Genomic DNA, 24,347 nt, shown 5'->3' on the forward strand with positions numbered 1-24,347 from the left:
ATCGGGAACAATCCCCTGATACATCAAGAACAGCGTGGCCTCGCAAACCCTTTGTAGCAAAGGGAAATTTGAGGGTCTGGCCCTGCTTAACCTTCTAAAGAGTCTTATTTAACCCTCTAAACAGGGTTTTGATATTTAAAGATTTTTTTTGAAGGACAGGTTTAGGCACGTTCCACCCGGATCGCCCCTTAGGCACAAGGACCATAAAGTCGGCCCACCTGAAAGAAACGCTTGCTGGGTTCACCGCACGACGCCCGCAAAATTCGCAGACGGGCGATTTACACTAAAGTTCTATGCACGGTGCTAGAGTCGAAGGAGACGCTTATCCGATGACTCAATATATCACCTCTGCCTTGGAACCCCATAAGCTGAAACGTGGTGGATGCACCTTCCGTAAATAACAACGATGACAGCCTCTAACGCGAAGGCAGGAATAGGACTTTTCAAAGTCGTCAGCGATCAGCGGCAACACAACAGCCTATGCCGAAAGCGCCTTCTATGCGGGGTTTGTCTTGACGATAAGCGACTGTCTGTGATCCCGACGTAGGAAATATATGCTAAGTAATTGATAAAACTAGGTAAAGCCTCAATTCTCACCTGTATTCCTGCTTTTCGCGCCGGCCGTAATGAGGCTTTTTAAGGCGCAGACAATCCTAATGGGGGCTTGTTTTAGCCATGTCCAAGGCCAAGAACCACAAATTTGCCACACCAAAACAAAAACATCTCACATAATCTCACATTTCCGCCTCAAAAATACACATCTGTCACAAACCACCAGTAAACACCCCTCTGTGGCCGGCCGCGGGGGGCATCTTCCGTGCATCGCGATCGCCCCAACGATCTTTTTCCACGGAGAGTTTTTATGAAGAAAATGCTCATGACGGGCGCGGCCGCAGGCGCGCTTTTCTTTCTCGCCGCGTCATCTTACGCGCAGACTGCCACCTCGACAGAGGCCCAAGACGGCCAGGTCGCTAAAGAGGATCAAGCGACTGAGGTTGTCGTCACTGGGTTCCGCAAATCGCTTAGCGCCGCACGCGATATAAAGAAGCGCTCCGTAATCCAGAAAGACGTGATCGTCGCCGAAGATATGGCGAAGTTCCCGGAACTGAACCTGGCTGAATCCTTGCAGCGTCTGCCGGGCGTGCAGATCACGCGTGAAGCGGGCGAGGGCCGGCGTATCTCGCTGCGCGGCCTCGGTCCGGATTTCGCCCGGGTGCAACTCAACGGTATGGAAGTGCTGGGCAATGTCGACTCCGCTCAGGACAGCCGCGGTCAGCGCTCACGCGACCGGGCCTTCGACTTCAACATCTTCGCGTCGGAACTGTTCTCGAAGGTAGAAGTCGAAAAAACCTTCCAGGCGGCCCAGAACGAGGGCGGCATGGCCGGTACGGTCGGGCTCTTCACGGGCAAACCCTTCGACTACGGCCCCGGCCCGAAAGCCGCCGTGGTGGTAAAGCTTGGCACTAACCAATATACCAAGGACGCGCAGCCGCGTATCGCTGCTCTGTACAGCTATAACTGGGATAACAAGTTCGGCGCGACCTTCTCCATTGCCTATACCAAGCGCGAGACAACCGAACAGGGCCACAATACCTATAACTATAGCCAGATAGGCAAGACCGATTTTACTACCGATCCAACCCGTCCAAAGGGTAAGGCCTATGATCTGGTGGCCGCCGGGCTGGATATCTCCCATCTGAGTGCTGCCCAGCAGACCAGGTTCCTGGCTGGTGATCTATATTTCGCTGATGGCAACCGTATTTCCTCGTGGGACGCGAAGCTGGAGCGTCTTGGGTTGACGGGCGCGTTGCAGTGGCGACCAACGGAAAATCTCCTGTTGACGCTGGATGTGTTGCACGGTGAGGTCACCACCCATCGCGACGAGTTACACCTGGCCACGCGACCGATCGGCGGCCTAGGCTCTACGACGCTCGATACCAAGGCGGGCGGGGTTTGGCCTGCTCAGTTCCAGACGGGCTCTGTCCTTAACGACTTCCGGGTAGACAGCAACAACTACGTCACGATGACCAATGTCAGCAATGCGACCTTTGGCAGTGAGCATCGCCGCGAATTGAACGAAAACCGCTTCAACCAGGCGGCGCTGAGCATGAAGTGGGACGTTTCCGATCGCCTGCTTATCGATGGCCATGTCGGTTACGAGAAGTCGACCTACAAGACCCCCTACGACGACAAGCTCTATATGCGCGCCAAGGGCAACCTGATCGCTGACTACGGCACCGACGGCCAGTCGGCATCGTTCCAGTATCCGAACACCGATCTGACGAACCCAGCCAATTACGCGATGGATAACTTCTACTATCGTTCCTTCCATAACGGCTCGACACTGCAAGAGGCCGTGCTGAACCTGTCCTATAAGGCTAACGATGTTTGGACCCTGCGCGCCGGCGCCGCCTACCATAAGTTTTCGCAAGATGGCGCCAGCTATTACTATGATGGCGGCGATAACGGGACGACGGGCAAAACGCGCGGCACGTCTGTTGCCGATATCACCTCCGTGTTCAGCAACAGCTTCGGGTCATGGCTGATCGGCGACTACGATAAGGCATTTGCCAAGTACAAGGAATATCACCGCCTGGTGCCCAACACCGACGGGACGGGCGGGGTCATTAAAGATATCGAGAACGTCTACGAAGTCACGGAAGCGACGACCTCAGCCTATGTTCAGGCGGATTGGGACAGTGAACTGTTCGGCAAACGCTTCCGCGGGAATGTCGGCCTGCGCAGCTACAGCACCGACACCCGCAGCACCGGCTGGATCCAGGGCGACAGCTACGCCTATCTGGGCACGAGCGACGTGAAGGGCAGCTATTCCGGTGTCCTGCCTGCCCTGAACACCGTGCTGGAAATGACCCCGGAGGTGCTGGTGCGCTTCTCGGCGACCCAGAACCTGAACCGTCCGGGGCTGAGCTCTATGGCGGCCCAGGGCAGCGCTTTCCAGAACAATGAAAAGTGTGATTTCACTCAACCAGGCAGCAAGGATAACTGCAATATCTCGGCTTCTCGCGGCAACGCGGACCTTAAGCCCTATAAGGACGACACACTCGATCTCGCCGTGGAGTATTACTTCGGCAAGGTGGGCTTGGTGTCGGCCGGCGTGTTCCAGAAGAAAATCACCAACTTCATCGATAGCCTGACGCTCCACGATATCCCCTTCAGCCAGACAGGGGTTCCGGCCGGAACTATTCCAGGCGCGGACGCGAACACGCTCGTCACAGACTTCTCGATGCCGATCAACGTTTCGGGCACCCGGACCCTGACGGGTGTGGAACTGGCGGCGCAAAGCCAGCTGTCATTCCTGCCGGCGCCGTTCGACAAGCTGGGCGTGGTGGCGAACTACACCTATGTTGACACTCCCCCAGCGCTTACTGGCATATCAAAGACCAGCTATAACGCCACGGTCTACTATGAAACCAAAACCTGGGGCGCCCGCGCGTCCATGAGCCACCGCAGCATTTGGTACACGGGCCACAACAGCTCTGTCATGAGTGCCGATACCCGCGGTTTCCAGGGCTCCACCTATGTGGATGCCGCGGCTTTCTACAACATCACACCCCGCCTCCAGCTTACCCTGGACGCCATCAACCTGACCAACCAGAAGGATACGCAGTTCTGGGGGCAGAGCGAGTACCTCTATAACCAGAACCAGAGCGGCACGACCTATATGGTTGGGCTAAGCTACAAGTTCTGATAGCGACCCGTAACCGACTGAGCGCTCCCACTCCCGAAAGGGCAGGGGAGCGCTTTTCCCGTCTATTCACGACAATGCCGAAAGCCGCGCCACAGCCGTGATCGTTTCCCATCGCCACCGGTTCATCTTCGCCGCCGTCCCCAAGACGGGCACCCATTCCGTCAGGCAGGCCCTGCGCGAACACCTGGGCGATGAGGATGCGGAGCAGGTCGGGCTGTTCGTCAACAAACGCTTCCCGTGGGAGGGGCTTGCGGCTATCCGCCACGGCCACCTGTCTTTGCTACAACTGCGCCCATACTTGGGCGACGAAGCCTTCAACGGCTATTTCAAGTTCGCCTTCGTGCGCAATCCCTTCGATCGCTTCGTGTCCTACTGCGCCTTCATGCTGCGTGACAGCGACACCTTCCAGCAGCGACCGCGCGAGGTCATGCACCATTTTCTTTTCGAGGCGCCGCCAGAGCACCATATTTTGTTTCAGCCCCAGGCATCATTGCTGGCCAGCGACGATGGCAAGACCCTCTTGACGGACACGGTCGGCCGGGTCGAGGATATGCAGGCCTCCTATGATGCGATCTGCGCCCGTATCGGTATTCCGTCTCGTCCCCTGGACCGCGTGAACGGCAGCCGGCACGGCGACTATCGTCACTATTACGACCAGCCTCTGATCGATGGCGTGAGTGCCCGCTACGCCCAGGATATGGAGGTGTTCGGCTACACCTTTGAAGGCCTGCGATGACCCCCATCTCACCTGCGCCCGCCGCCAATCCGCGCAAGACCTCGACCGTTCGCCAGCTTGGCCCCGTCGATGTCACCGCGTTGCGCGCGGCCGTTCTGGCGATACCGGAGGACATCTGGAATACGGAGAACGCCAGCAAACCGAACAAGTTCGAAGTGCTGGGCGGCACTCGCCACATCGTCTTCCGCTTCATCGACAGCCCCCGCGATTGGCGCCGGTCGCACGACCGCGCGGCATGGCCCCAGTGGCGCAGTGTGCTGGAGCCGGTTTTGGCCCAGGCTGTCCGTGATTACGGCTATGCCCGCGGGGTGTTCCCCCGGGTGATGCTGGCCAGGCTGCCGGCGGGTGGGGTCATCCACCCGCATATCGACGCCAACCCGGCGGCGAAGTGGCCGCACAAGATTCATGTGCCTGTATCGACCAATCCCGGCGTGGTGTCCTTTTTCGGCGGCAGTGAACACCACTTCCCGGCGGGCGAGGCGGTTGAGGTCAACAATCTGGGTCCGCATTGGGTGCGCAATGACGGCGACAGCGATCGCGTGCATCTGATCTTCGAATATTATGACGCCGACCAGCCGGACCCGAGCTGGCTGGAACCGTTCATGCTTGCTGGAGCGGCAAAATGACGGCAGGCGCCGATTCCAAGGATCGAGACGCCCGGTTGCAGTCCGCCCGAGACCTGCGTTTGGCTCAGCGCGTGCGGGAGGCCTTGAGCGTACTTGACCGGTTGCAGGCGCACTATCCCCAATTCAGCCGGCTGTACCAGGAGCGGGGTCATTGTTATGTCCATCTGGGGGATGCACCGGCTGCGATCGACGCGTTGCGGGAGGCGGTCCGCCTAAACCCGACCTTGCCGGCGAGCTGGGATATGCTTGAGCAGCTTTACCGTATGCTGGGCGATCTCGACCAAGCGGCTGTGGCGGCGCAGACCCTGGCGGTTCTGAGACAGTTGCCCCCTGAGGTGGTGGTAGCGAACAGTCTGTACGCCGATGGCGACCTTTTGCCGGCGGAGGCGGGCTTGAGGGACTATCTCAAAAAAGATGGCGGTAATGTCGGCGCGCTGCGCCTGTTGGCGCGCATAGGCACGGACACAGGCGCGCCAGAGCAGGCAGAAGCGCTGCTGAAGTCGGTACTCGACCGCGCGCCAGACTACCATGCGGCACGCCTTGACTACGCCATGGCGCTATTGCAGCAGCAGAAGCCCCTGCAAGCGCGGCAGGAGGCCGAACGCCTGCTTGCGCATGATCCTGATAGCCGGGACTACCTCAAGCAATATGGAGCCGCTTGTGTGGCCTTGGGTGACCATGAGCCGGTGATCGATCTCTACGAGCGCCTCTTGGGCAGCGAGGGTCGGCCGGGGGGAGGGGAGGCCGCGTCGGAGATCGCCGACCTGCGCGTATGGCGCGCGAACGCCCTGAAGATTACGGGCCGACAACCCGAAGCGATTGCCGACTACCGGATCGCCCTGGCGGCGCGTCCGGACTATGGCGTGGCCTGGTTCGGTCTCGCCAACCTCAAGACCTATCGGTTCAGCGATGATGACATCGCACGCATGGGCGCTGCCGAAGCCCGGCCGGATATTCAGGACATTGACCGCGTCTATCTGTGCTTCGCGCTTGGCAAGGCCTTTGAAGACCGCGGCGATTATGCTGCCTCATGGCAATATTACGCGCGGGGGAATTCGGTTCGTCGTGTCACCGGCCGTTATCGTCCGGACGTCGCCGACGCCTGTGCAGATCGCATACAGCAGGCCTTCACCGAAGAATTCTTCGCTGCGCGCGAAGGCTGGGGTGCAGCCGATCCCGCGCCTATCTTTATCCTTGGTCTGCCGCGTTCGGGCTCGACATTGATCGAGCAGATACTGGCCTCCCATTCCAGCGTCGAGGGCACCCAGGAGCTGACCGAAATTAGCCGCTATGCCGCTGAACTCTGTGGCCGAGACCCAGACTGCGGCCTGCCGCTAGACCCCCGGGCTGTGACACGGCTGACCGCCCGTGACGCGCGCCAACTGGGCGAGCGTTTTCTGGCTGAAACCCGTATTTATCGTCGTCTGGGTCGGCCGTTCTTCATCGATAAGATGCCGAATAATTTCTGGCACATCGGCCTCATCCATCTGATTTTGCCGCATGCGAAGCTTATCGATGTGCGCCGCGAGCCGATGGCCTGCGGTTTCAGCAACTTCAAGCAACTGTTCGGGACGACAAATCAGGAATTTTCTTACGGTGTCGATGATATCGCGCGCTATTACCGAACCTATCTGGGTCTCATGCGGCATTGGGACGATGTGCTTCCTGGCCGGGTGCTACGTGTGTCCTACGAGGACATGGTTGAGGATCTCGAAGGCGGCGTCAGGCGGCTTTTGGCGCACTGCGGATTGGCATTCGAGCCGGCATGCCTGCGTTTCCACGAAACCCGGCGCAGCATCCGCACCCCAAGTTCCGAGCAGGTGCGTCAGCCGATAGGCCGGGAAGGGTTGTTACACTGGCAAAACTACGCCTCTTGGCTTGGCCCCTTGCAAGAGGCGCTGGGCGATTCATTGACGGGTTACAGGTACTGATCCATGCGGCTGTCGCGTCCCTTTTTTCAACTCCCCGTCCTTTTCGACATAGCCCGTTTGCAGGCTGAGGTCGCCGCCTTGCCGGCCGAGGCATGGGTGGCGCACCCGGACCAGGTGCCCGGCAACAGCGCCGCGCGGCTGATTAGCGCCGGTGGTGAAGAGACGGATGCGCACCAAGGACAGATGTTGCCGACGCGCTGGCTTGCGGCCATGCCTTACCTGCGCCAGGTTCTCGCCGGCTTCGGCGTCGTCTGGAGCCGTTCACGGCTGATGCGCCTGGCCCCGGGCACAGGCGTTCCTGAGCATGCGGATATCAATTACCATTGGCATAACCGGGTGCGGCTGCACATACCGATAATCACGCGACCAGAGGTGCGCTTCCACTGCGATGGGCAATCCGTGCACATGGCTGCCGGTGAAGCCTGGATCTTCGACAACTGGCGGCGCCATCATGTGGAGAACGGGTCCGATGTCGAGCGCATCCATCTGGTCGCGGATACGTCGGGCACCGCGTCGTTCTGGCAGTTCGCCTGCGGTGAAGCCCCGCCGCGCGCGCATTGGCGTACGGTCGGGTGGGAGCCAGAGGCGCGTTCGCAACTGCTCACCGAAGGTGACCAGCGCACGCCGGTGATGCCACCGGCCGAAGTGCAACTGCTTGTCGATGATCTGCGCGCGGAATTGGTGGTTGCGGAGGCGGCTGGCGGCGCCCGGAGCGCAGACGGTCAGCACCGCATCGCACGGTTCAAACTGTTGATGGAAAGCTTCGTGCAGGACTGGCGCCAATTGTGTGCGCTGCATGGGACGGATGGGCGGGCGCGACCGGACTTTCTGCGTCTGGCCGGCGCTGTGCGCGAAGCGGCCGCGCCTCTCGCCGAGGGTCTGGTCATGCGGACCAATAATGCCAGCGCTTTGCTTGTCCTCGAAAAACGCATCTTGCAGTACCTGGTGGCAGATGACGTGGCGCCACCGCCGCGCGCGCGCGTATCGAGTGGCGTTGCCCGCGCACTGGAAAAGCCGGTCTTCATCATCGCGGCGCCGCGATCGGGCAGCACGCTGCTATATGAAACATTGGCCTGCACACCCGGCTTTAACACTTTCGGTGGCGAAGCGCACTGGCTGATCGAAGACCACCCCGCCTTGCGCCCCGGCGCGCCCGGCGTGGATTCCAACCGTTTGACCGCCTCGGACGCGACGGTCGAGATATGTGCTGCGATCCGCCAGTCCGCCATGTCCAGGCTCCAAGGGCCGCAGGGGTGTCCGCCGGCAGAGGGCGCGCCTCTGCTTGAGAAGACACCCAAGAATTCCCTGCGCATACCTTTGATCAAGCAGGTGTTCCCGGACGCCCGGTTCATCTTCCTGTGGCGCGACCCGCGCGAGAACCTGAGCAGCATTATGGAGGCCTGGCGCGCCGGCGGATGGGTCACTTACCGCGCCTTGCCCGGCTGGGAAGGTCCGTGGTCGCTGTTGTTGCCGCCTGGCTGGCAGTTCCTGCGACAGGCGCCTTTGGAAGCCGTCGCGGCGTGGCAATGGCGGTGCGCCAATGACACCGCGCTCGATGATCTGCGGCAACTCCCGCCCGAAGACTGGACCAGTGTCAATTATCACGATTTCCTTGCCGATCCGGCCGCAGAGGTGCGTCGCCTGTGCCGGTTTGCCGGGATACCGTTTGATGCGGCGCTTCAGGCGCGCACGGCGGGACAATTGCCAGCATCGCGTCACACCCATACGCCGCCGGCGCCCGACAAATGGCGTCGCAACGAGGACGCCATTTTACGCGTCTTGCCAGGCCTGGATGCGACATGGCACAGGCTGCGCGCCCTCCGTTGACTGTGAGGCTTAAGGCCAGTTGTTGCGAAAATTCCACAAAATCCAACGCCTACATGAAAAAAACGCAGAAAATGCCACATCGACTGCCCAATTTTACACAAATTTGTCACAGGCTGAGGTTAACCGTCCGTCGAGTGGACTGGGCGTCTTTGGCACTTCCTGTGGCAATCATAAGGCCTCTCAATTCATATTTCGAAGCGCCTCTGTGATCTTGTCCGGTCAATCTGACTGTCCGACAGAGCCAATGGCGCAAGTATTAAGCGACTGAATGAGGATACAGCAATGCCAGGACGTGACCGCCGAGATTTTATAAAGGCCCTGCTGAGTGGTGGTGGCGCCGCCGCGCTGTACCCCTCATTGGCCCGTGCGTTTGAAATTCCCGCTCATACGGCCACCGGCACTCTCCGGGACGTGGAACATGTCGTTATTCTGACCCAGGAAAACCGCGCTTTCGACCACTATTTCGGTGCGCTGAACGGCGTACGCGGCTTTGGCGATCGGTTCGTCATCCCCGCGCCTGACGCTGGCCATCAGGTCGGCCGGACTGTCTTTGTCCAACCCAACGAACACGATACCGAACCTCACCTGATCGCGCCGTTCCGGCTGAACACGCGACAAAATTTCGCCGTCGGTCGTCACGACGGTACGCCGCACGGCTTCACCGACGGTCAGGCCGCCTGGGACAACGGCCGGATGGGTCAGTGGACGCGCAGCAAGCATAACCATGCCATGGGCCATTTTACGCGTGAGGACATTCCGTTCCAGTACGCCCTGGCCGAGGCCTTTACCCTGTGCGACGCCTATCACAGCGCCATGCACCTATGCACCAATCCCAACCGGCTGTACATCTGGACGGGGACGCACGACCCCTTGGGCCAGCACCATGGCCCGGCGATCGACAATGCTTACGACAGCCTGGGCGCCGACGGTTATGGCCACGGCGGCTACACCTGGACCACCTATCCCGAACGCCTTCTGGCCGCCGGGATCAGCTTCCAGATCTATCAGCTGATGGAAGACAATTTCACCGACAACCCGCTCGTAGGCTTCAAGGTTTTCCGTGATGCCGTGGCAAGCCGCTCTCCGTCGCCCGCTCAAACGGCCCTGGTAGACCGCACGCTGACCACGCGCGGCCTTGACCGATTGAAGTCGGATGTCATGGACGGCCACCTGCCGCAGGTGTCGTGGATCGTCGCCCCGGCCGCCTATTCCGAACATCCCGATCCGTCATCGCCCTTTCAGGGAGCGGAATATACCGCGCAGGTCCTGGACGCGCTGACCGCCAATCCGGCCGTCTGGGCCAAAACAGCGCTGATCGTCAATTTTGACGAAAATGATGGCCTGTTCGACCATGTGCCGCCACCGGCACCGCCGGCGCGTGATCCGAAGGCACCGGAGCGCTATATCGGCGGGTCAACCGTACCTGTCGATGGCGAATACCATGTCAAAAGCCAGAATGCCGCAGACGCGGTGTACCTCAACCGGCCTTATGGCCTGGGGCCGCGCGTGCCGATGTACGTCGTCTCGCCGTGGAGCCGGGGCGGCTATGTCTCCTCGGAAGTGTTCGACCATACCAGCATCCTGCGCTTCCTGGAGCTACGGTTTGGCGTTGCCGAACCCAATATCAGCCAATGGCGCCGCGCGGTTTGCGGCGATCTGACAAGCTGCTTCAATTTCCGGACGCCGAACGATACGGCCTTCCGCGACCGGCTTCCCGAAACACGCGCCCTGTCCGATCGCGCCGGCGCCCTCCCACGCACCCGTCCGTTCCCCCCGGAAACCCTGACAGCGCCGGTCCAGGAAGCCGGTCCGCGGCGCCGGCGGGCCACACCCTACCGTCTCGACATGACGGTCGAAAATGGGCACCTGACGCTGCGCAATGATAGTCACGATCGTGCCGCCGTTTTCCACGTCTATGACCTCGACAACCTAAGCGCTGACCCGCGACGCTATACCGTCGGTGCGGGCCGGTCGTTGGACGCAGATTTGCCCGATCTGAAATCGGCCGCCGACCTGTTCATTCTGGGGCCGGGCGGATTTCATCGCCGCTTCACAGCGACCGCCCTCCGCTTTACGGCGTCCGTCTTGCGCGACGCGGGCGGGATTTATTTGCACCTGACGAATCTAGCGTCGGCGCCACTTACCGTCCAGGTTCTCGACCTCAGCTACGGCCAGCCGGGCCGCTCCGTCGCACTGGACAGCACGGCCGTTACGCTTCCGCTAGACCTGTCCCAAAGCCACAACTGGTACGACCTGGAAGTGCTGTGTGACGGTCAGGTCGTCCGACTGGCAGGGTATGTCGAGACGGGCGGGGAGGGGCTCAGCGACCCCGCCGCTTTCGGTCCGGCTCTGCTGAACCGCGAAACAAAGACCATGATCCTGTCGCGCGCTTGAACACATTCGCTGTCCGGACCTACGCGTGCGGGCATATTGACTTCTCGACTGACTAAGTGAAGCATGGCCGCCGCACTCGGCTCGGGCGGTCTACCCAATAGGTTTTTTATACGCATGCTACAAGAAACGCGACAGGCGGAAATTCTCAACCTTTTGCAAGTGCACCGCAGCCGCCAGATATCTGAACTGGCAAAGCATTTCGACGTATCGGAAGAGACGGTTCGTCGGGACGTCCGGCATCTCGAAGACGAGGGGCATGCCCACCGTGTGCGCGGGGGCGTAAAGCTGAAGGAGACGGCGTTTGAGGCGCCGTACATGGTGCGTCGTAACGAGAACGCCTCACAAAAGCGTGCCATTGCGCTCAAGGCAGCGACCCTGGTTGAAGACGGTATGACGGTGCTCATCGATTCCGGCTCGACCGCCTACTGGCTGAGCCGGTCATTGGCCAAACGGCGAAACCTGACCATCATCACCAATGCATTGGAAGTCGCGCGCGAACTGGCCGGCAAGAACAATTGCCGCGTCTTCTTTGGCGGTGGTGAGATCAACCACGATTACCAATCGTGTTTCGGCCAGGAAACCGAAGCCTTTATGAGCGGCTTTACGCCGGAGATCGCGTTTTTCTCGATTTCCGCCGTCGATTCCCAGCGCGGCCTGCTTGACGTTCACTATCCGGAAGCGACCCTGAAGGCCAAGCTCGCGCCCCTGGCCTCTAAGGTGGTCGTCATGGCGGACTCGTCTAAATTCGAGCGTCAGGGCATAGTAAAAACACTCGATTTCGACCAGATCGACTGGTTTGTCACCGACGCGCAACCCGGACTGGACCTGCTGCGCGCCATGGCCAATATCGAGATTTTGATCGGCTGACCTCTCACCTGTTTAGGCCGCGCAGTCTTGCCTTGTCTTCAACCGGTCTACGCGTTGGATAGGCACCACGGCAATATCAAAGGCGGGCGCGCCCATGCGTGTCTGGGTCAGGATCGTGGGTTGGCCGACGACTTGAAATCGTGGAGCGAGATGGTCTGCGCCTGGAATGTCTTGTCCTGCGACGTAGTCTGCGGGCAGATGGGTGATGTACAGACCGGCCGTTTGTGCATCCAACTTACAACGGTCGATGAACTGAAACTGGTGCGGATCATCGAGAATATCTATCGGGTGCGCCCGCCCGGCGACCAGGCCAATATGTCCGGCGGAGACCCAGTCCGATGCAATGATGTATGCACCGGGTTCACCCAGATTACCCTCAATGGCGGTCCAGTCGAGGTCGTGCCAACTCAGGTCGAAATGACGAAAGGGCTCAGGCGCCCATCGCGTCAAAAGACCGAACTGGGCTTGCAAGGCGATCAAGACACAGACAAGCATAACGAGTCCGCCCGCAATAAGGGTGCGTATCCGCTTGCCGGCTTCGGGAGATGCGACGGCGCGCGCTTTGCCGACCAAAGGGAGGGCGAACAAAAATCCGCTCATCGCCCAATGCGGTAACGAGTGATGACCGACCGTGGCGATCGCATCGAAAATCAAGATCGGGGCCACGGCTACACCGGCGAGGAGGCGCGACATTCCGGCATCTGGCCTTGTGATCGCCCGCCATATTTCGCGCTGGGCGACGAACCAGGTTACAGGCATCAGATATAGGGCCTGTCCGGCGACAACGGTCATAAAATTGGCCGCGTGCCCGCCAAAGCCATTGTCTTCATAGGCTCGACCGGCCTGAAAGGCGAACGACGCCCATCCATGCGTGGCGTTCCAGATCAAAATCGGAATGCCGCCAAGTGCGGCAATCGCAAACGCCGTCCACGCTTTCGGTGTTTTCAAAAGAGGACGCCAGTTCGGATTTAACGCGAGGGCGATAAGGGCGTCGACCCCAAACAGAACCGCATGGTATTTGCTAAGCACGGCCAGACCCAGCGCGCCGCCGGTTAAAATCCAGCTAGACCAGGTGTTTCTTGCGCCCATCAGTACGGGCTGAATAGACCAGAAGCAGACAAGCAGGAAAAAATCGAGGGGGCCATCGGGAACGATCAGACCGCCGGCAAAGGTGAAGAAAAAGGGTGAGCAACTGAAGGCCGTGCCCGCCCAAAGCGCGGCATCGCCACCATAGGCGCGGCGCGTGATGTCATAGAGAAAGATGGTCGATCCCACACCCATAAGCACAAAGGGCAGGCGCAATAGTCCAGGGCTTTCGGAGCCGAACAGATCGGCCATGAAACGGGCCAAAGCGAAGGCCAGCGGCGGGTGATCGTAATAGGACAGGGCGTGGCTACGCGAGACAACAACCGCATAGGCCTCGTCTGCCGTCAACGGCATTAGATTAGCCAGAATGAGGCGTATGGCGAAGGACAGAACCAACACCCAGACAATGGTCTCGCCGCGTGACAGCGCTCTTAGGAACGGAACGGGGCGCAGGTGTGCGACCAGGGAAAAGTCTTCCCTTACTCCGCCCGTATAGGCGGAATTTGAAACAGGCATGAAGAATCCAGGGATAGGGTCGTATGTAGGAACAGGCACGGGCCGCGCGAATTCGATGCGCTTGAATGGCCCTGGACGGCACCTGTTTTTAAGTTGTGCCGTCAGCGTCCCGCCGCGTCCGGCAGTTGTTAGCTAGACACCGGCCGCCTGCGGGACTCGTAAACCTATATGACGCTCGCCATTCGCACCCGATACGCGCGGGCCGACGATTGGCGGTTGATCCAACAGTGCGCGCGTTCGGCATGTCTCCGTGATGGTGCAGCGGTCGCACACAAAGTGTTCGGCCTTTTTCAAGTTGGTAATCGCCACATGATTGCCCGTAACGATGATGCCGAAGGGTTTGAGTTTTTTGAGTGAGCGAGAAAAGGTTGCCAACTCCATATGCAGACGGGAGGCAATCAGGGTTTTGGAGTAGGGCAGGTCGAAGCTTCGCGGGTCGAAGCCATAGGGCACGCATAGACTTTGCAGGTAGCAGGCGATCATCTGTGGTGCCGATAGAGTGGAGAGGTGTTCGGCGTCTTTGCGCGCGCCACGCAAACGATCTGCAAGACTGACCAAAAGACGCGGGGCCAGTCTGGCAAAGTCGCCCATATGATCGCGCATCCAGTGGATGGGTAATTCCAGGATAGTGGACTCTTCGACGATGCGGGCATTCGCCGCGTGCGCGGTATCTGCGGATACGATTTCCTCGGCATTGACGCAATCTCCAGCAATCAGGATGTCGCTGGTTATCTCATGACCATCGGGTGTGCCGCGATAGACTTGAGCCGTGCCCTTGCAGACGACGTAAAAATTCTGGATATGATCGCCTTGCCTGAAAATATAGGCGCCTTTCGAGTAGGCTCTGACGCGACTGTTGGCGGACAACAGTCGGCTTTCAACTGCGCCTATGTCGCCGAAGAGAGGCAGGGTCGCCATCGGGTCGATGAGCATATTGCCGTTTCCTAACGTCAGGCCGAGTCCTTTGGAGATAAGACAACCGAAGTAGCCAAGGCATGCGCCTGAGACCTGTAAGTGGCAAAATCGCCTACGCCAAGGCTCGGAAAGTACTCAGCACCCTATCTGTGAATCAATTTACGGCGGTGCCTATCGCGGTGATGCATACCACAGTTCGGCATGGTCATGCGCCTCATCCGTAATATCCATCATCTTTTCAGAAATTTGACCGAGGTCAAAGGGATGGGCGGATATCGCATTTAGTATCGGGTGTGCGGAAACGAGGCCGAAATTAGCGGGACAGCCATGACTCGGCTTCGGCGCGATTGGCCTCACTGGCGTCGCTATTGCTAATGCCCAGCCAGAAAGAGACAAGATGTCTAATCGTCGCGAACTGATGGCTTTGGGGGCGGCAACGGCCTTGTCGGCCTGTGCCCCCTCTCAAAGGCGTCCATCTGCCTATGAGCGATTGGCGGAAAGCATCCGTAAGCCGTTAGGCCCTCAGCCCGATGTGCTTGAGCTGGTCCGCTTTGCGGCTCTGGCTGGCAATGGTCACAATACCCAGGCCTGGCGCTTTGCCGTCGCCCCGTCACGGGTCAGCATCCTGCCTGATTTCAGCCGGCGGACGCCGGTTGTGGACCCAGACGACCACCACCTGTATGTCAGCCTCGGCTGCGCCGCCGAAAATTTTGTCCAGGCTGCCGAAGGCACAGGTCGCCCGGCGAAAGTCGTCTTTGTCGGGGAAGGGGAGGGAAGGCTCGATATCGATCTTGGATCGTCGCGATTGCGTCCTGCCAATCTGTTTCAGGCCATCCCGCTGCGCCAATGTACGCGGTCGGAATATTCCGGCTCATCGGTACCGCTGGCCGATATCAAACGCCTGGAAACCGCCGCGGCGGCTGATGGCGTTTCGGTATTCATTCTGACGGACCGCTCGAAGATAGACACCGTCAGGGATTTTGTTGTTCAAGGGAATAGCCGGCAGATGGAAGACGCGGCGTTTCGCGCCGAGTTGAAGCGATGGATACGCTTTAACGACACGGATGCTATCGCAAAGCGGGACGGCTTGTTCACGGCCGCATCCGGCAACCCTCAGCTTCCCACCTGGGCGGGCGATGCGATCTTCCCGTTTGTCTTTACGGAAAAATCTGAAAACGACACATATGCCAGGCAGATGGCGTCCTCGTCGGGTGTGGCCGTATTTGTCGGGGATAGAGCCGACCATGCGCATTGGATCAAGGTCGGGCGTTCTGTCCAGAGGTTCGCTTTGCAAATCGCGGCGCTGGGTATGACATATGCTGTCGTCAATCAGCCAATAGAGGTACCGTCTGTGCGCAGCGCCTTCGCCGGGTGGTTGGGCATGGGCAAGGCGCGTCCGGATTTCGTGCTGCGATTTGGCTACGCCAAACTGAACCAAGGCTTGCCGAAGTCTCTGCGCCGGTCTGTCACCGATATTGTCATCCAAGGATGAGCCACTCTCGCTCGCTGCGGGCGGACCTCTCGCGGATGGGACTCAAAGCTATCACCTCCATGCCCGCGAGGGCGATTAAGGATTGGCACGTGAATGGACAATAAACGGACATCTTCGGGCCTAACCGGAGTTGAGGCACAGGCGCGTTTGCAAGCCGAAGGTTTCAATGAACTGCCGTCACCGGACAAGCGGACGCCCCTTCGGATCATTTTGGAAGTTATGCGTGAGCCCATGCTCGCCTTGCTTCTGGTCGGTGGGCTTATCTACCTTCTGATCGGGGACCTGAAGGAAGCCTTGATCCTTTTGATCTTCGCCATCTTGTCCGTGATGATCACGGTCTTTCAGGAGGCGCGCACGGAGCGTGTGCTTGAGGCGCTGCGCGACCTGACCAGTCCTCAGGCGCTGGTTATCCGCGACGGCGCGCGCCTCAAAATCCCCGGGCGCGACGTTGTGCGTGGCGATCTGATTGTGCTGGCCGAAGGGGACAGGGTTCCCGCCGATGCCAGACTGGTGGAAAGCCACGATCTCCAGGTCGATGAATCATTGTTGACGGGTGAATCTTTACCGGTTTCAAAATCCCCGGACGGAAAAGAAGATGGCGCTAACCTTGTCTTTTCCGGCGCGCTCATCGTCCGCGGGACGGCGATCGCCGAGGTCGTCGCCACGGGAATCAAAAGCAAGATCGGTCAAATTGGACACTCGCTAAACAGCCTCAAAACGGAGGTGCCGCGACTCCAGACAGAGACCCGCAAGCTGGTGATGATTTTTGCCATGGTCGCGGCGGTTGTCTGCGGGCTGGTTGTTGTGCTCTACGGCCTGCTTCGCGGCGGATGGCTTCAGGCCATTTTGGCAGGTATCGCCCTGGGCATGTCAATGCTGCCGGAGGAGTTCCCGGTGGTGCTTACGGTGTTCATGGCCATGGGGGCATGGCGGATTTCCAAGGCACATGTTTTGACCCGACGGGCCTCTGCCATTGAAACCCTTGGATCTGCCACCGTACTGTGCACCGACAAGACTGGCACCTTGACTGAAAACAAGATGTCGCTGGCTGAGTTTCATCTGAAGGACGGTCAGAGTCTTACCGCCAAAGATGAGTTACCGGCCGCTTTCCTCGAACTTGCCGAATACGGTCGGCTGGCTAGTGATCCCGAGCCCTTTGATCCCATGGAAAAAGCTTTTCATGCGTTCAGGGCGGAAAGTCATACCCGGCTTTCGGGCGAACATACACTTTTGAAGTCTTATGGATTGCGACCGGATTTTCTCGCCATGTCGCAGGTTTGGGGCACAGGTGTCTCTGGAGCACAGGTGGTTATTGCGGCAAAAGGGGCACCGGAAGCCATAGCCGAGCTTTGCCGCCTGACGCTTGATGAGGTGTCGGCGCTGGAAGCTTCGGCAAGCGCAATGGCCGCTCATGGGCTGAGGGTTCTGGGCATTGCGCGGGCGCTACATAACGGCGCGAACCTGCCTGCGACTCAGCGCGAGTTCATGTTTGAATGCCTGGGACTGGTTGGCCTTGCCGACCCGCTGCGTGCGGGCGTCCCTGCCGCGATAAAGGACTGCCGGGCGGCGGGCATCCGCGTCGTCATGATTACCGGCGACTATCCACTGACCGCACAGGTCATTGCCCGAGAGGCGGGCCTGTTCGAAGGGGACGGTTTCGAAGAGGTCATCGCCGGCGACGAGCTTGCCAAGATGAGCGATAAGGACCTTGCGCAACGGATCAAGGTGGCGACGGTTTTCGCCCGCATTCAACCCGATCAGAAATTGCGCCTCGTTCAGGCGCTGAAAGCCAATGGCGAGATTGTCGCCATGACGGGGGACGGTGTCAACGATGCGCCCTCTCTCAAGGCGGCGCATATCGGCATTGCGATGGGAGGACGAGGCACGGACGTTGCCCGCGAAGCCTCGTCTTTGATCCTCCTCGACGACGACTTTGGTTCGATTGTGATCGCCATTCGGTTGGGGCGACGCATCTATGACAATCTACGCAAGGCCATGGCATTCATTTTTGCCGTGCACGTCCCCATTGCCGGATTGGCGCTACTTCCTCTGATCTTTGGCCTTCCCATACTGTTCGGTCCCATGCATATCGCGTTTCTGGAAATGGTGATCGATCCGGTGTGCTCACTGGTCTTCGAAGCAGAAAGTGAAGAAGACAACGTCATGCAGAGGCCACCGCGCGCGCCTGACGAGCCCTTATTCTCCAAAGAACTCATCGTCTGGAGCGTCTTGCAGGGTGCCCTTGCACTCACGCTCGTGGCGACGATCTTCGTGATCGGCTTGAGCCTCGGAATGGTTGAAAACGAAGTGCGAGCCCTGGCCTTCTTCTCACTGATCTTGACGATTGTTGCGCTGATCTTCGTCAATCGGTCTTATAGCGCCTCACTCATGACGGCTCTGAAACGGCCCAATCCCGTATTGGCCTATGTGCTCGTCGCGGTGGCTGCCATGCTCGCGCTTACCCTGTTATGGCCCTTTGCACGTGACCTGTTTCGCTTCGGTCCATTGCATTGGGACGACCTTTGCTTGAGTCTGGGAGCGGGCATTGCAGCCCTCATCGTATTGGAAGTGTTGAAGCCGCTGTGGCGCAGGTGGCTATCGGCCTGAGTTAAGCCTCAGGGCCTCCAAGCGGCCCTGTATGCAATGTGCATCCCTTTCCCCCGAGGCGCTTTATTTGGCTGGATTTGATCATAGACAAACCCAGCCTGCCCCGTTGGCCTATGCTGCAATGGGTCAAATGGGATGAAGATGATGTGTATAAAGTCCATTATGTGCGTCTTTAGCGGCAATGCCGATGAAGAGACGGCGCTGAGTACAGCCTTCAATCTGGCGTACACGGCAAAGGGCAGTCTGCGGGTTCTGCATATAGCTGCGCCGCCCATCCTTTATGGCGCCGCGATCGGAGCGGCCTATGCGTCCGGGCCGTACCCGAACGGCGACCTGGCGGACATTCTGGAAAAAGATGCCCGTGAATTGACCGAGACGGCGCTTAAGGCCGTCATCCGCCTCTCAAATAGTCGCATGGTGACCTTGGTCGAAGAGGGTGTTCAGGCAACAGCCGGCCGAGCACAGGCAAGCTTCCGCGCCTTGATTGGAACCGTAAGCGAGTGCCTGCCGGCCGAAGGGCGTTCCGTCGATCTCGTCGTCGCAGGCTATGACAATAGTTATGGTGGCAATTTCGAGACGATATTGACGACGCTGTTCAAGACCGGCAGCCCTGTATTAGCCATTCCCAGACTGTCGGATGTTGTTCTGTCTGAGACGGGGTATGCCCGTACGGTTGCGGTTGCCTGGGATGGCAGCCTGACGGCATCCCGCGCGCTTCGAGCGGCCATGCCTTATCTTGTGCGGGCAGAAACCGTATACCTGGTCAGCGTCGAAGGCATGAATGACCCGGTCGATACGGTCGGTAACCGCGACATTATGAGCTACCTGGCAGTTCACGGCATTTCTGCCCAGTTCATCCACTGTGAACGCGTCGCGCACGGCATTGGGCATATCCTCCTTGAAAAGGCATATGATCTGAAAGCGGACCTTCTGGTCATGGGGGCTTATGGTCGCGGTCACATTGGCGAGATGATCTTAGGCGGGGTGAGCAACCACCTCCTGAAGCATTCACGACTGCCGCTGTTCTTAGCCCACTGAGGCCCCTTGGTTATGACGGGTCTTCGCTCAGACGAATTGGGATTACATGTGTCCGTGTGCCTGGGCGACGAAAATCTGCGCCCAAAACCGCGTCTAAGCGTTACGGACGCCATCTACAATCAACAGACGGTGCATGATTTCCAGCCGCAACCGGTTCCCGCTGCGTCGATACATGCGCTCCTCTATGCGGCTATTCAGGCGCCGATGGTCCAGTCCTGCGAACAGTATTCTTTTGCGATTGTCCAGGGCCGGAAGGCCTTGGCGGAGCTGTCGGACTGGTCGGCGCGATCGTTTAGCGCGCTTGAGGATCAGACACTTGAAACGCCTTCACCGCCGGGTCTGGGATACTTGGCGGCGGATGATCGCAACATTTTCTTCAATGCCAGCACGCTGATCATCTTCTATGGATCGTGTGCCAGCACGCTGAGCTTGCCCGATGTCTGGCTGGCAGCGGGTAATCTCATTCTGGCCGCCTGCGGCATGGGCTATGGCACGCGTATTGTCGTTGAAGCGATTGAGGCGTTGAATTCGCCGGAATGGCGGCGGCGAATGAAGGTGCCGCCGCATCTGTTTGCGGTTGCACCGATTATTGTCGGCGTAGCCGCAGGCGCCCGGTCTGAGACCTCGCGCAAGGCGCCCGATATTGTCAGCTGGTCGACATAGGGCTTCCGCCTCTTTCGCGTCAGATTTAAGGCTCGCTATACCGGTACACGACGGCTCCAGTCGATAACGTTGGCAAGACGCGTGGCCATTTGATCCGGGCGGTTTCGTCCCTGAAAATCGGAGGTCATCCAGTGAACCACCATGCCGACAATGCCGCTTATCAGAAAAACGGTGGCGTCGGTTTCTTCCGCGTCGCCGTCGGATGCACGGAGGGTTCGGTGGGCGACGAACGGTAACAGATCTTCAAAGACGTCCAGTGAACCCACCCCGGCACGCACGCGAAGATAAAAGTCTTTGTGCGCCTTCAGATGCTCAAAGATCGGCAACGCCCGGGCGATTATGTCATCTCTTATCCCCTCTGATCCGAGGGCTGCGAGGGCCATCGGTTCGACGGGTGGAAAGGCTGTACTCAGGCGCTTGAGGGCCGCCGCCTTTGCCGCAGTCTGCAAGTCCGGGAAGTGCTGGTAGAAGGTGGGGCGGCTTACGCCGGCGCGTCTGACCACATCCGTGATTGAAATCTCGCTTAGTGCCCGTTCATCCAGCAAGTCCGAAATGGCCCCGATCAAAGCCTCAAACGAGCGCAAAAAGCGGGGGTCGTCTGTATTTTCTGCCAATGGCTTGCCTCTCAACTCGCATCGCTTATTTATTTTACGTTTGTTAAATAGATGTTTTATCGTTAACATAGCTTTGGCCTGTCGCAAGGGCGCGCGCAAGTAAGGTGTTTGTCATGGCAATATCATCCGTCGTCCCCCGTCCCCCTTTAAAGCCGATTATCGGCAACCTGACCGAACTCGACGTCGATGCCCCTGTCCAAAGCCTGATGGCGTTGGCCAAAACCTATGGGCCGTTCTTTAAATTGACGATCTTCGGCCAGGATATCTATGTGGCCGGTTCACAGGCGATCGTGAATGAGCTGTGCGACGAAGGCCGTTTCCACAAAGCCATTCATCCGCCGCTGGCGGAATTACGCTCAGCCGGCGGAGACGCCCTTTTCACTGCTCACGACGATGAGCCGAATTGGGGGAAGGCGCACCGCCTGCTCATGCCGGCCTTTGGCCCGATCGGCGTGCGGGGCATGTTCGATAAGATGCTGGATATCGCCGAACAGATGTTCGTGCGCTGGGAGCGTTTTGGCCCCAACGCCGCTATCGACGTCGCAGACAATATGACGCGCCTGACCCTCGACACCATCGCTCTGTGCGGTTTCGACTATAGATTTAACAGCTTCTATCAAAACGAGATGCATCCCTTCGTTGCGGCCATGGTCGGCACGCTGTCGGAAGGCGGTCGCCGCGCCCGTCGTCCAGACATGATCAACTCCCTGCTCTGGTCGAAAAATCGCCAATATGAAGCGGATCAAGCCATATTGCGGGACGTCTCCCGGCAATTGATCGCGGAACGTCGCAAAGACCCGCTCGGGGCTGAAAAAGACGACCTTCTGAACATAATGCTGAACGGGGTTGATCCGGTATCCGGCGAGACGCTCAGTGATGAAAATATCGGCTATCAGATGGTCACCTTCCTGGTCGCCGGGCATGAGACGACCAGCGGCCTCCTGTCCTTTGCCACCTATCTGCTGCTTAAAAACCCGCACGTGTTGCAAAAGGCGCGAGCGGTCGTGGACGATGTGCTCGGCACCGACACGCCGCGCGTCGATCATCTGGGGCAGTTGCGCTATATCGAGCAGATACTGATGGAAACGCTGCGCCTGTGGCCGACGGCGCCTGCCTTTGGTGTGCGTCCCCGCGAAGACACCCTTTTGGCCGGGCAATATGCCCTTTCAAAGCGGGATACTGTCATGATCCTGGCGCCGATCCTGCATCGCGACCCGGCCGTGTGGGAGGCGCCTGACGCTTTCCGCCCTGAACGCTTCTCTCCGGAGAATGCCGAAAAGCTGCCCCCCAATGCCTGGAAGCCGTTCGGCAATGGCATGCGCGCCTGCATCGGGCGTCCCTTCGCCATGCAGGAGGCTCTGCTCGTTCTGTCGATGATGCTGCAACGCTTCGATTTTGTGCTCGACAATCCTGCATATGCGCTGGAGGTCCATGAAACCCTGACCCTGAAGCCGCAGGGACTGACCATCCGTGCCCGCGCCCGCGGTGATCGTAGCCCCCCTGTTCGTACGAACATTCCGCGTGCGCCGCAAAAACCGCTTACGCGGCCAACGGCCCAGGTGGCTCCGGGCGAAAAGGCCACGCCGCTGCTGATCCTGTATGGCAGCAATACGGGCTCGTCAGAGGCTTTCGCTCGTCGCATCGCAGGCGATGCTCCCGCCCAAGGCTATGTGCCACAGGTGGCGGCCATGGATGACTATGCCGGCCGACTGCCAGACCAGGGCGTCGTAATCGTTGTCACCGCCTCATACGAAGGCCAGCCGCCCGACAATGCCCGCCAGTTTGTCGCCTACGCCGAAAGCCTCTCGCCCGGTGCTCTGACAGGTTTGCGCTTCGCTGTGTTTGGATGTGGCAATCGCCAATGGGCGCGCACCTACCAGGCCATACCCAAGCGGGTGGACACGGCATTGGCGGCGGCGGGTGCCGAACCTATCAAGGAAAGAGGGGAAGCCGACTCCGGTGGTGACTTTTTTGGCGCCTTTGACGCCTGGTACGCGACACTGTGGCAAGATATGTCCAAGGCGCTTGGCAAGCCCGCCATCGAAACGGGCGGCCTTGTGCCTCTGGCGATCGAGTTCGTCACGTCAGGCCGTGAAAACATCCTGCGTCTGGGCGACCTTAAGCCCGGCGTGATCGTGGATAATAGCGAACTGGTCGATATGACGGCGGCCGGTGCCAGGTCAAAACGCCATATTGAAATTCGCCTGCCTGATGGGATGTCATATCGCAGCGGCGACTATCTGGCGGTTCTGGCACGAAATCCCCAATCAAATGTCGAGCGCGCCTTACGCCGGTTTGGTCTGGCGGCGGACACACATCTGGTCGTCCGCAATGGTGGCTCGGCATCGAACACCCTGCCTACGGACATACCGGTAAGCTGTGGTGACCTGTTGGCGCATTATGTTGAACTGAGCAGTCCCGCGACGCAAACTCAAGTCGCTCGGTTGGCCGCCGTCACGGCCTGTCCGCCGGAAAAGGCCGAGTTGCTACGTCTGTGCGGCGACGCCTACGGCGTCGAGGTCCTGGATCGGCGCGTCACCATGCTTGATCTGCTTGAACGGTTTCAGTCCGCGGGTTTGGAGTTTGCCGAATATCTCGCCATGTGTCCGCCCATGCGGGCGCGGCAATATTCCATTTCCTCTTCGCCGCTTTGGAAACCCGACCATGTCACGCTTACGCTCGCCGTCGTCGATAGGCCGTCCTTGTCAGGTCAGGGGCGTCATCTGGGTATCGCGTCGACCTATCTGGCCAAACTCAAGCCCGGCGATCGCGTGTCCGTCGCTGTTCGTCCATCGAATACGCGCTTCCATCCGCCTGAAAACCCCGCGACGCCCATTATTATGATTTGTGCCGGTTCGGGCCTTGCCCCTTTCCGCGGCTTTCTTCAGGAACGGGCCCTGCAGAAGGCGGCCGGTCAAGCTGTCGGACCCGCTCTTCTCTTCTTTGGCATCGGTTCGCCCGATGTTGATTACCTCTACCGCGACCAACTGGAGGCCTGGCAACAGGCCGGTGTCGTCAGTGTGCGTCTGGCCTGCTCGGACATGCCAGAGACGGGGCCAAAGACGCGACCTGAGGCGCAATATGTGCAACATCGCCTATGGTCCGACCGGGCTGAGGTTGCCGATTTGTTTCGTCAGGGCGCCATTGTCTATGTCTGTGGAGACGGACGACGCATGGCGCCCGCTGTTCGCGAAACACTGATCGATATCTATCGAGACGCCACACATGCGGACGAAGAAGGGGCGCGCAAGTGGGCCGACAGGATTGAGCACGAGAGAGGCCGATATATCTCGGATGTTTTTGCATAGAGCGCAGCCATCGAACCC

15 protein-coding genes are annotated in these 24,347 nt (G+C 59.3%); 12 read left to right on the plus strand and 3 right to left on the minus strand.

Translation table 11 applies throughout. The features are described from left to right. The first annotated feature begins 862 nt into the window (after positions 1-862). From AEAC466_RS27515 to AEAC466_RS27540, 7 genes are all read left to right on the plus strand, one after another. Positions 863-3,709 (plus strand): TonB-dependent receptor, encoded by a 2,847-nt coding sequence (locus AEAC466_RS27515; RefSeq protein WP_031238252.1) that lies wholly within the window; start codon positions 863-865, stop codon positions 3,707-3,709. 97 nt (positions 3,710-3,806) lie between these two features. Beyond that, complete coding sequence (locus AEAC466_RS27520) at positions 3,807-4,445, plus strand: sulfotransferase family 2 domain-containing protein (protein WP_023456977.1); 639 nt, start codon at positions 3,807-3,809, stop codon at positions 4,443-4,445. Further along, complete coding sequence (locus tag AEAC466_RS27525; protein ID WP_023456978.1) at positions 4,442-5,071, plus strand: aspartyl/asparaginyl beta-hydroxylase domain-containing protein; 630 nt, start codon at positions 4,442-4,444, stop codon at positions 5,069-5,071. The genes AEAC466_RS27520 and AEAC466_RS27525 overlap by 4 nt, the downstream gene beginning before the upstream one ends. Further along, positions 5,068-7,002 (plus strand): tetratricopeptide repeat-containing sulfotransferase family protein, encoded by a 1,935-nt coding sequence (locus AEAC466_RS27530; protein ID WP_023456979.1) that lies wholly within the window; start codon positions 5,068-5,070, stop codon positions 7,000-7,002. Before AEAC466_RS27525 ends, AEAC466_RS27530 begins: the two co-directional genes overlap by 4 nt. Positions 7,003-7,005: 3 nt before the next feature. Further along, complete coding sequence (locus AEAC466_RS45190; protein ID WP_023456980.1) at positions 7,006-8,829, plus strand: sulfotransferase; 1,824 nt, start codon at positions 7,006-7,008, stop codon at positions 8,827-8,829. Between the two features lie 282 nt (positions 8,830-9,111). Continuing rightward, positions 9,112-11,223: a phosphocholine-specific phospholipase C gene (locus AEAC466_RS27535; RefSeq protein WP_023456981.1), complete on the plus strand. Its 2,112-nt coding sequence runs from the start codon at positions 9,112-9,114 to the stop codon at positions 11,221-11,223. 114 nt (positions 11,224-11,337) lie between these two features. Beyond that, complete coding sequence (locus AEAC466_RS27540; RefSeq protein ID WP_031238255.1) at positions 11,338-12,090, plus strand: DeoR/GlpR family DNA-binding transcription regulator; 753 nt, start codon at positions 11,338-11,340, stop codon at positions 12,088-12,090. Positions 12,091-12,102: 12 nt separating this feature from the next. On the opposite strand, the gene AEAC466_RS27545 is transcribed toward AEAC466_RS27540, so the two are convergent. Then, positions 12,103-13,692, minus strand: a complete 1,590-nt coding sequence (locus tag AEAC466_RS27545) for an ArnT family glycosyltransferase (RefSeq protein ID WP_023456983.1) — start codon at positions 13,690-13,692, stop codon at positions 12,103-12,105. 132 nt (positions 13,693-13,824) lie between these two features. Continuing rightward, positions 13,825-14,625 carry a Crp/Fnr family transcriptional regulator gene (locus AEAC466_RS27550; protein WP_023456984.1) on the minus strand — a complete coding sequence of 267 codons (801 nt, stop codon included), beginning with the start codon at positions 14,623-14,625 and terminating at the stop codon, positions 13,825-13,827. A gap of 379 nt (positions 14,626-15,004) precedes the next feature. Here AEAC466_RS27550 and AEAC466_RS27555 point away from each other — a divergent pair, with 379 nt between their 5' ends. The 4 genes from AEAC466_RS27555 (at position 15,005) to AEAC466_RS27570 (ending at position 20,407) form a co-directional block, all read left to right on the plus strand. Then, complete coding sequence (locus AEAC466_RS27555) at positions 15,005-16,099, plus strand: Acg family FMN-binding oxidoreductase (RefSeq protein WP_031238256.1); 1,095 nt, start codon at positions 15,005-15,007, stop codon at positions 16,097-16,099. Between the two features lie 93 nt (positions 16,100-16,192). Further along, positions 16,193-18,706, plus strand: a complete 2,514-nt coding sequence (locus tag AEAC466_RS27560) for a cation-translocating P-type ATPase (RefSeq protein WP_023456986.1) — start codon at positions 16,193-16,195, stop codon at positions 18,704-18,706. 162 nt (positions 18,707-18,868) lie between these two features. Then, entirely contained in the window at positions 18,869-19,744 is an 876-nt protein-coding gene (locus AEAC466_RS27565; protein ID WP_023456988.1) for a universal stress protein, read from the plus strand. A gap of 12 nt (positions 19,745-19,756) precedes the next feature. Further along, on the plus strand, positions 19,757-20,407 hold the full coding sequence (locus AEAC466_RS27570; RefSeq protein WP_023456989.1) for a nitroreductase family protein: 651 nt from the start codon (positions 19,757-19,759) through the stop codon (positions 20,405-20,407). A 35-nt stretch (positions 20,408-20,442) separates the two neighbouring features. Here AEAC466_RS27570 and AEAC466_RS43640 read toward each other — a convergent pair whose 3' ends face one another. After that, entirely contained in the window at positions 20,443-21,090 is a 648-nt protein-coding gene (locus AEAC466_RS43640; protein WP_081714539.1) for a TetR/AcrR family transcriptional regulator, read from the minus strand. Between the two features lie 44 nt (positions 21,091-21,134). Here AEAC466_RS43640 and AEAC466_RS27580 point away from each other — a divergent pair, with 44 nt between their 5' ends. Next, positions 21,135-24,329 carry a bifunctional cytochrome P450/NADPH--P450 reductase gene (locus tag AEAC466_RS27580; RefSeq protein WP_023456991.1) on the plus strand — a complete coding sequence of 1,065 codons (3,195 nt, stop codon included), beginning with the start codon at positions 21,135-21,137 and terminating at the stop codon, positions 24,327-24,329. Positions 24,330-24,347 lie beyond the last annotated feature (18 nt).

The sequence above is a fragment of the Asticcacaulis sp. AC466 genome (assembly GCF_000495815.1).
Lineage (GTDB): Bacteria > Pseudomonadota > Alphaproteobacteria > Caulobacterales > Caulobacteraceae > Asticcacaulis.

What these genes read in the sequence shown, in the direction of transcription:
- AEAC466_RS27515 (WP_031238252.1), top strand. Translation starts at nt 863, where the DNA reads ATGAAGAAAATGCTCATGACGGGCGCGGCCGCAGGCGCGCTTTTCTTT.
- AEAC466_RS27525 (WP_023456978.1), top strand. Translation starts at nt 4,442, where the DNA reads ATGACCCCCATCTCACCTGCGCCCGCCGCCAATCCGCGCAAGACCTCG.
- AEAC466_RS27530 (WP_023456979.1), top strand. Translation starts at nt 5,068, where the DNA reads ATGACGGCAGGCGCCGATTCCAAGGATCGAGACGCCCGGTTGCAGTCC.
- AEAC466_RS45190 (WP_023456980.1), top strand. Translation starts at nt 7,006, where the DNA reads ATGCGGCTGTCGCGTCCCTTTTTTCAACTCCCCGTCCTTTTCGACATA.
- AEAC466_RS27535 (WP_023456981.1), top strand. Translation starts at nt 9,112, where the DNA reads ATGCCAGGACGTGACCGCCGAGATTTTATAAAGGCCCTGCTGAGTGGT.
- AEAC466_RS27540 (WP_031238255.1), top strand. Translation starts at nt 11,338, where the DNA reads ATGCTACAAGAAACGCGACAGGCGGAAATTCTCAACCTTTTGCAAGTG.
- AEAC466_RS27545 (WP_023456983.1), bottom strand. Translation starts at nt 13,692, where the DNA reads ATGCCTGTTTCAAATTCCGCCTATACGGGCGGAGTAAGGGAAGACTTT.
- AEAC466_RS27550 (WP_023456984.1), bottom strand. Translation starts at nt 14,625, where the DNA reads ATGCTCATCGACCCGATGGCGACCCTGCCTCTCTTCGGCGACATAGGC.
- AEAC466_RS27555 (WP_031238256.1), top strand. Translation starts at nt 15,005, where the DNA reads ATGTCTAATCGTCGCGAACTGATGGCTTTGGGGGCGGCAACGGCCTTG.
- AEAC466_RS27560 (WP_023456986.1), top strand. Translation starts at nt 16,193, where the DNA reads ATGGACAATAAACGGACATCTTCGGGCCTAACCGGAGTTGAGGCACAG.
- AEAC466_RS27565 (WP_023456988.1), top strand. Translation starts at nt 18,869, where the DNA reads ATGTGCGTCTTTAGCGGCAATGCCGATGAAGAGACGGCGCTGAGTACA.
- AEAC466_RS27570 (WP_023456989.1), top strand. Translation starts at nt 19,757, where the DNA reads ATGACGGGTCTTCGCTCAGACGAATTGGGATTACATGTGTCCGTGTGC.
- AEAC466_RS43640 (WP_081714539.1), bottom strand. Translation starts at nt 21,090, where the DNA reads ATGTTAACGATAAAACATCTATTTAACAAACGTAAAATAAATAAGCGA.
- AEAC466_RS27580 (WP_023456991.1), top strand. Translation starts at nt 21,135, where the DNA reads ATGGCAATATCATCCGTCGTCCCCCGTCCCCCTTTAAAGCCGATTATC.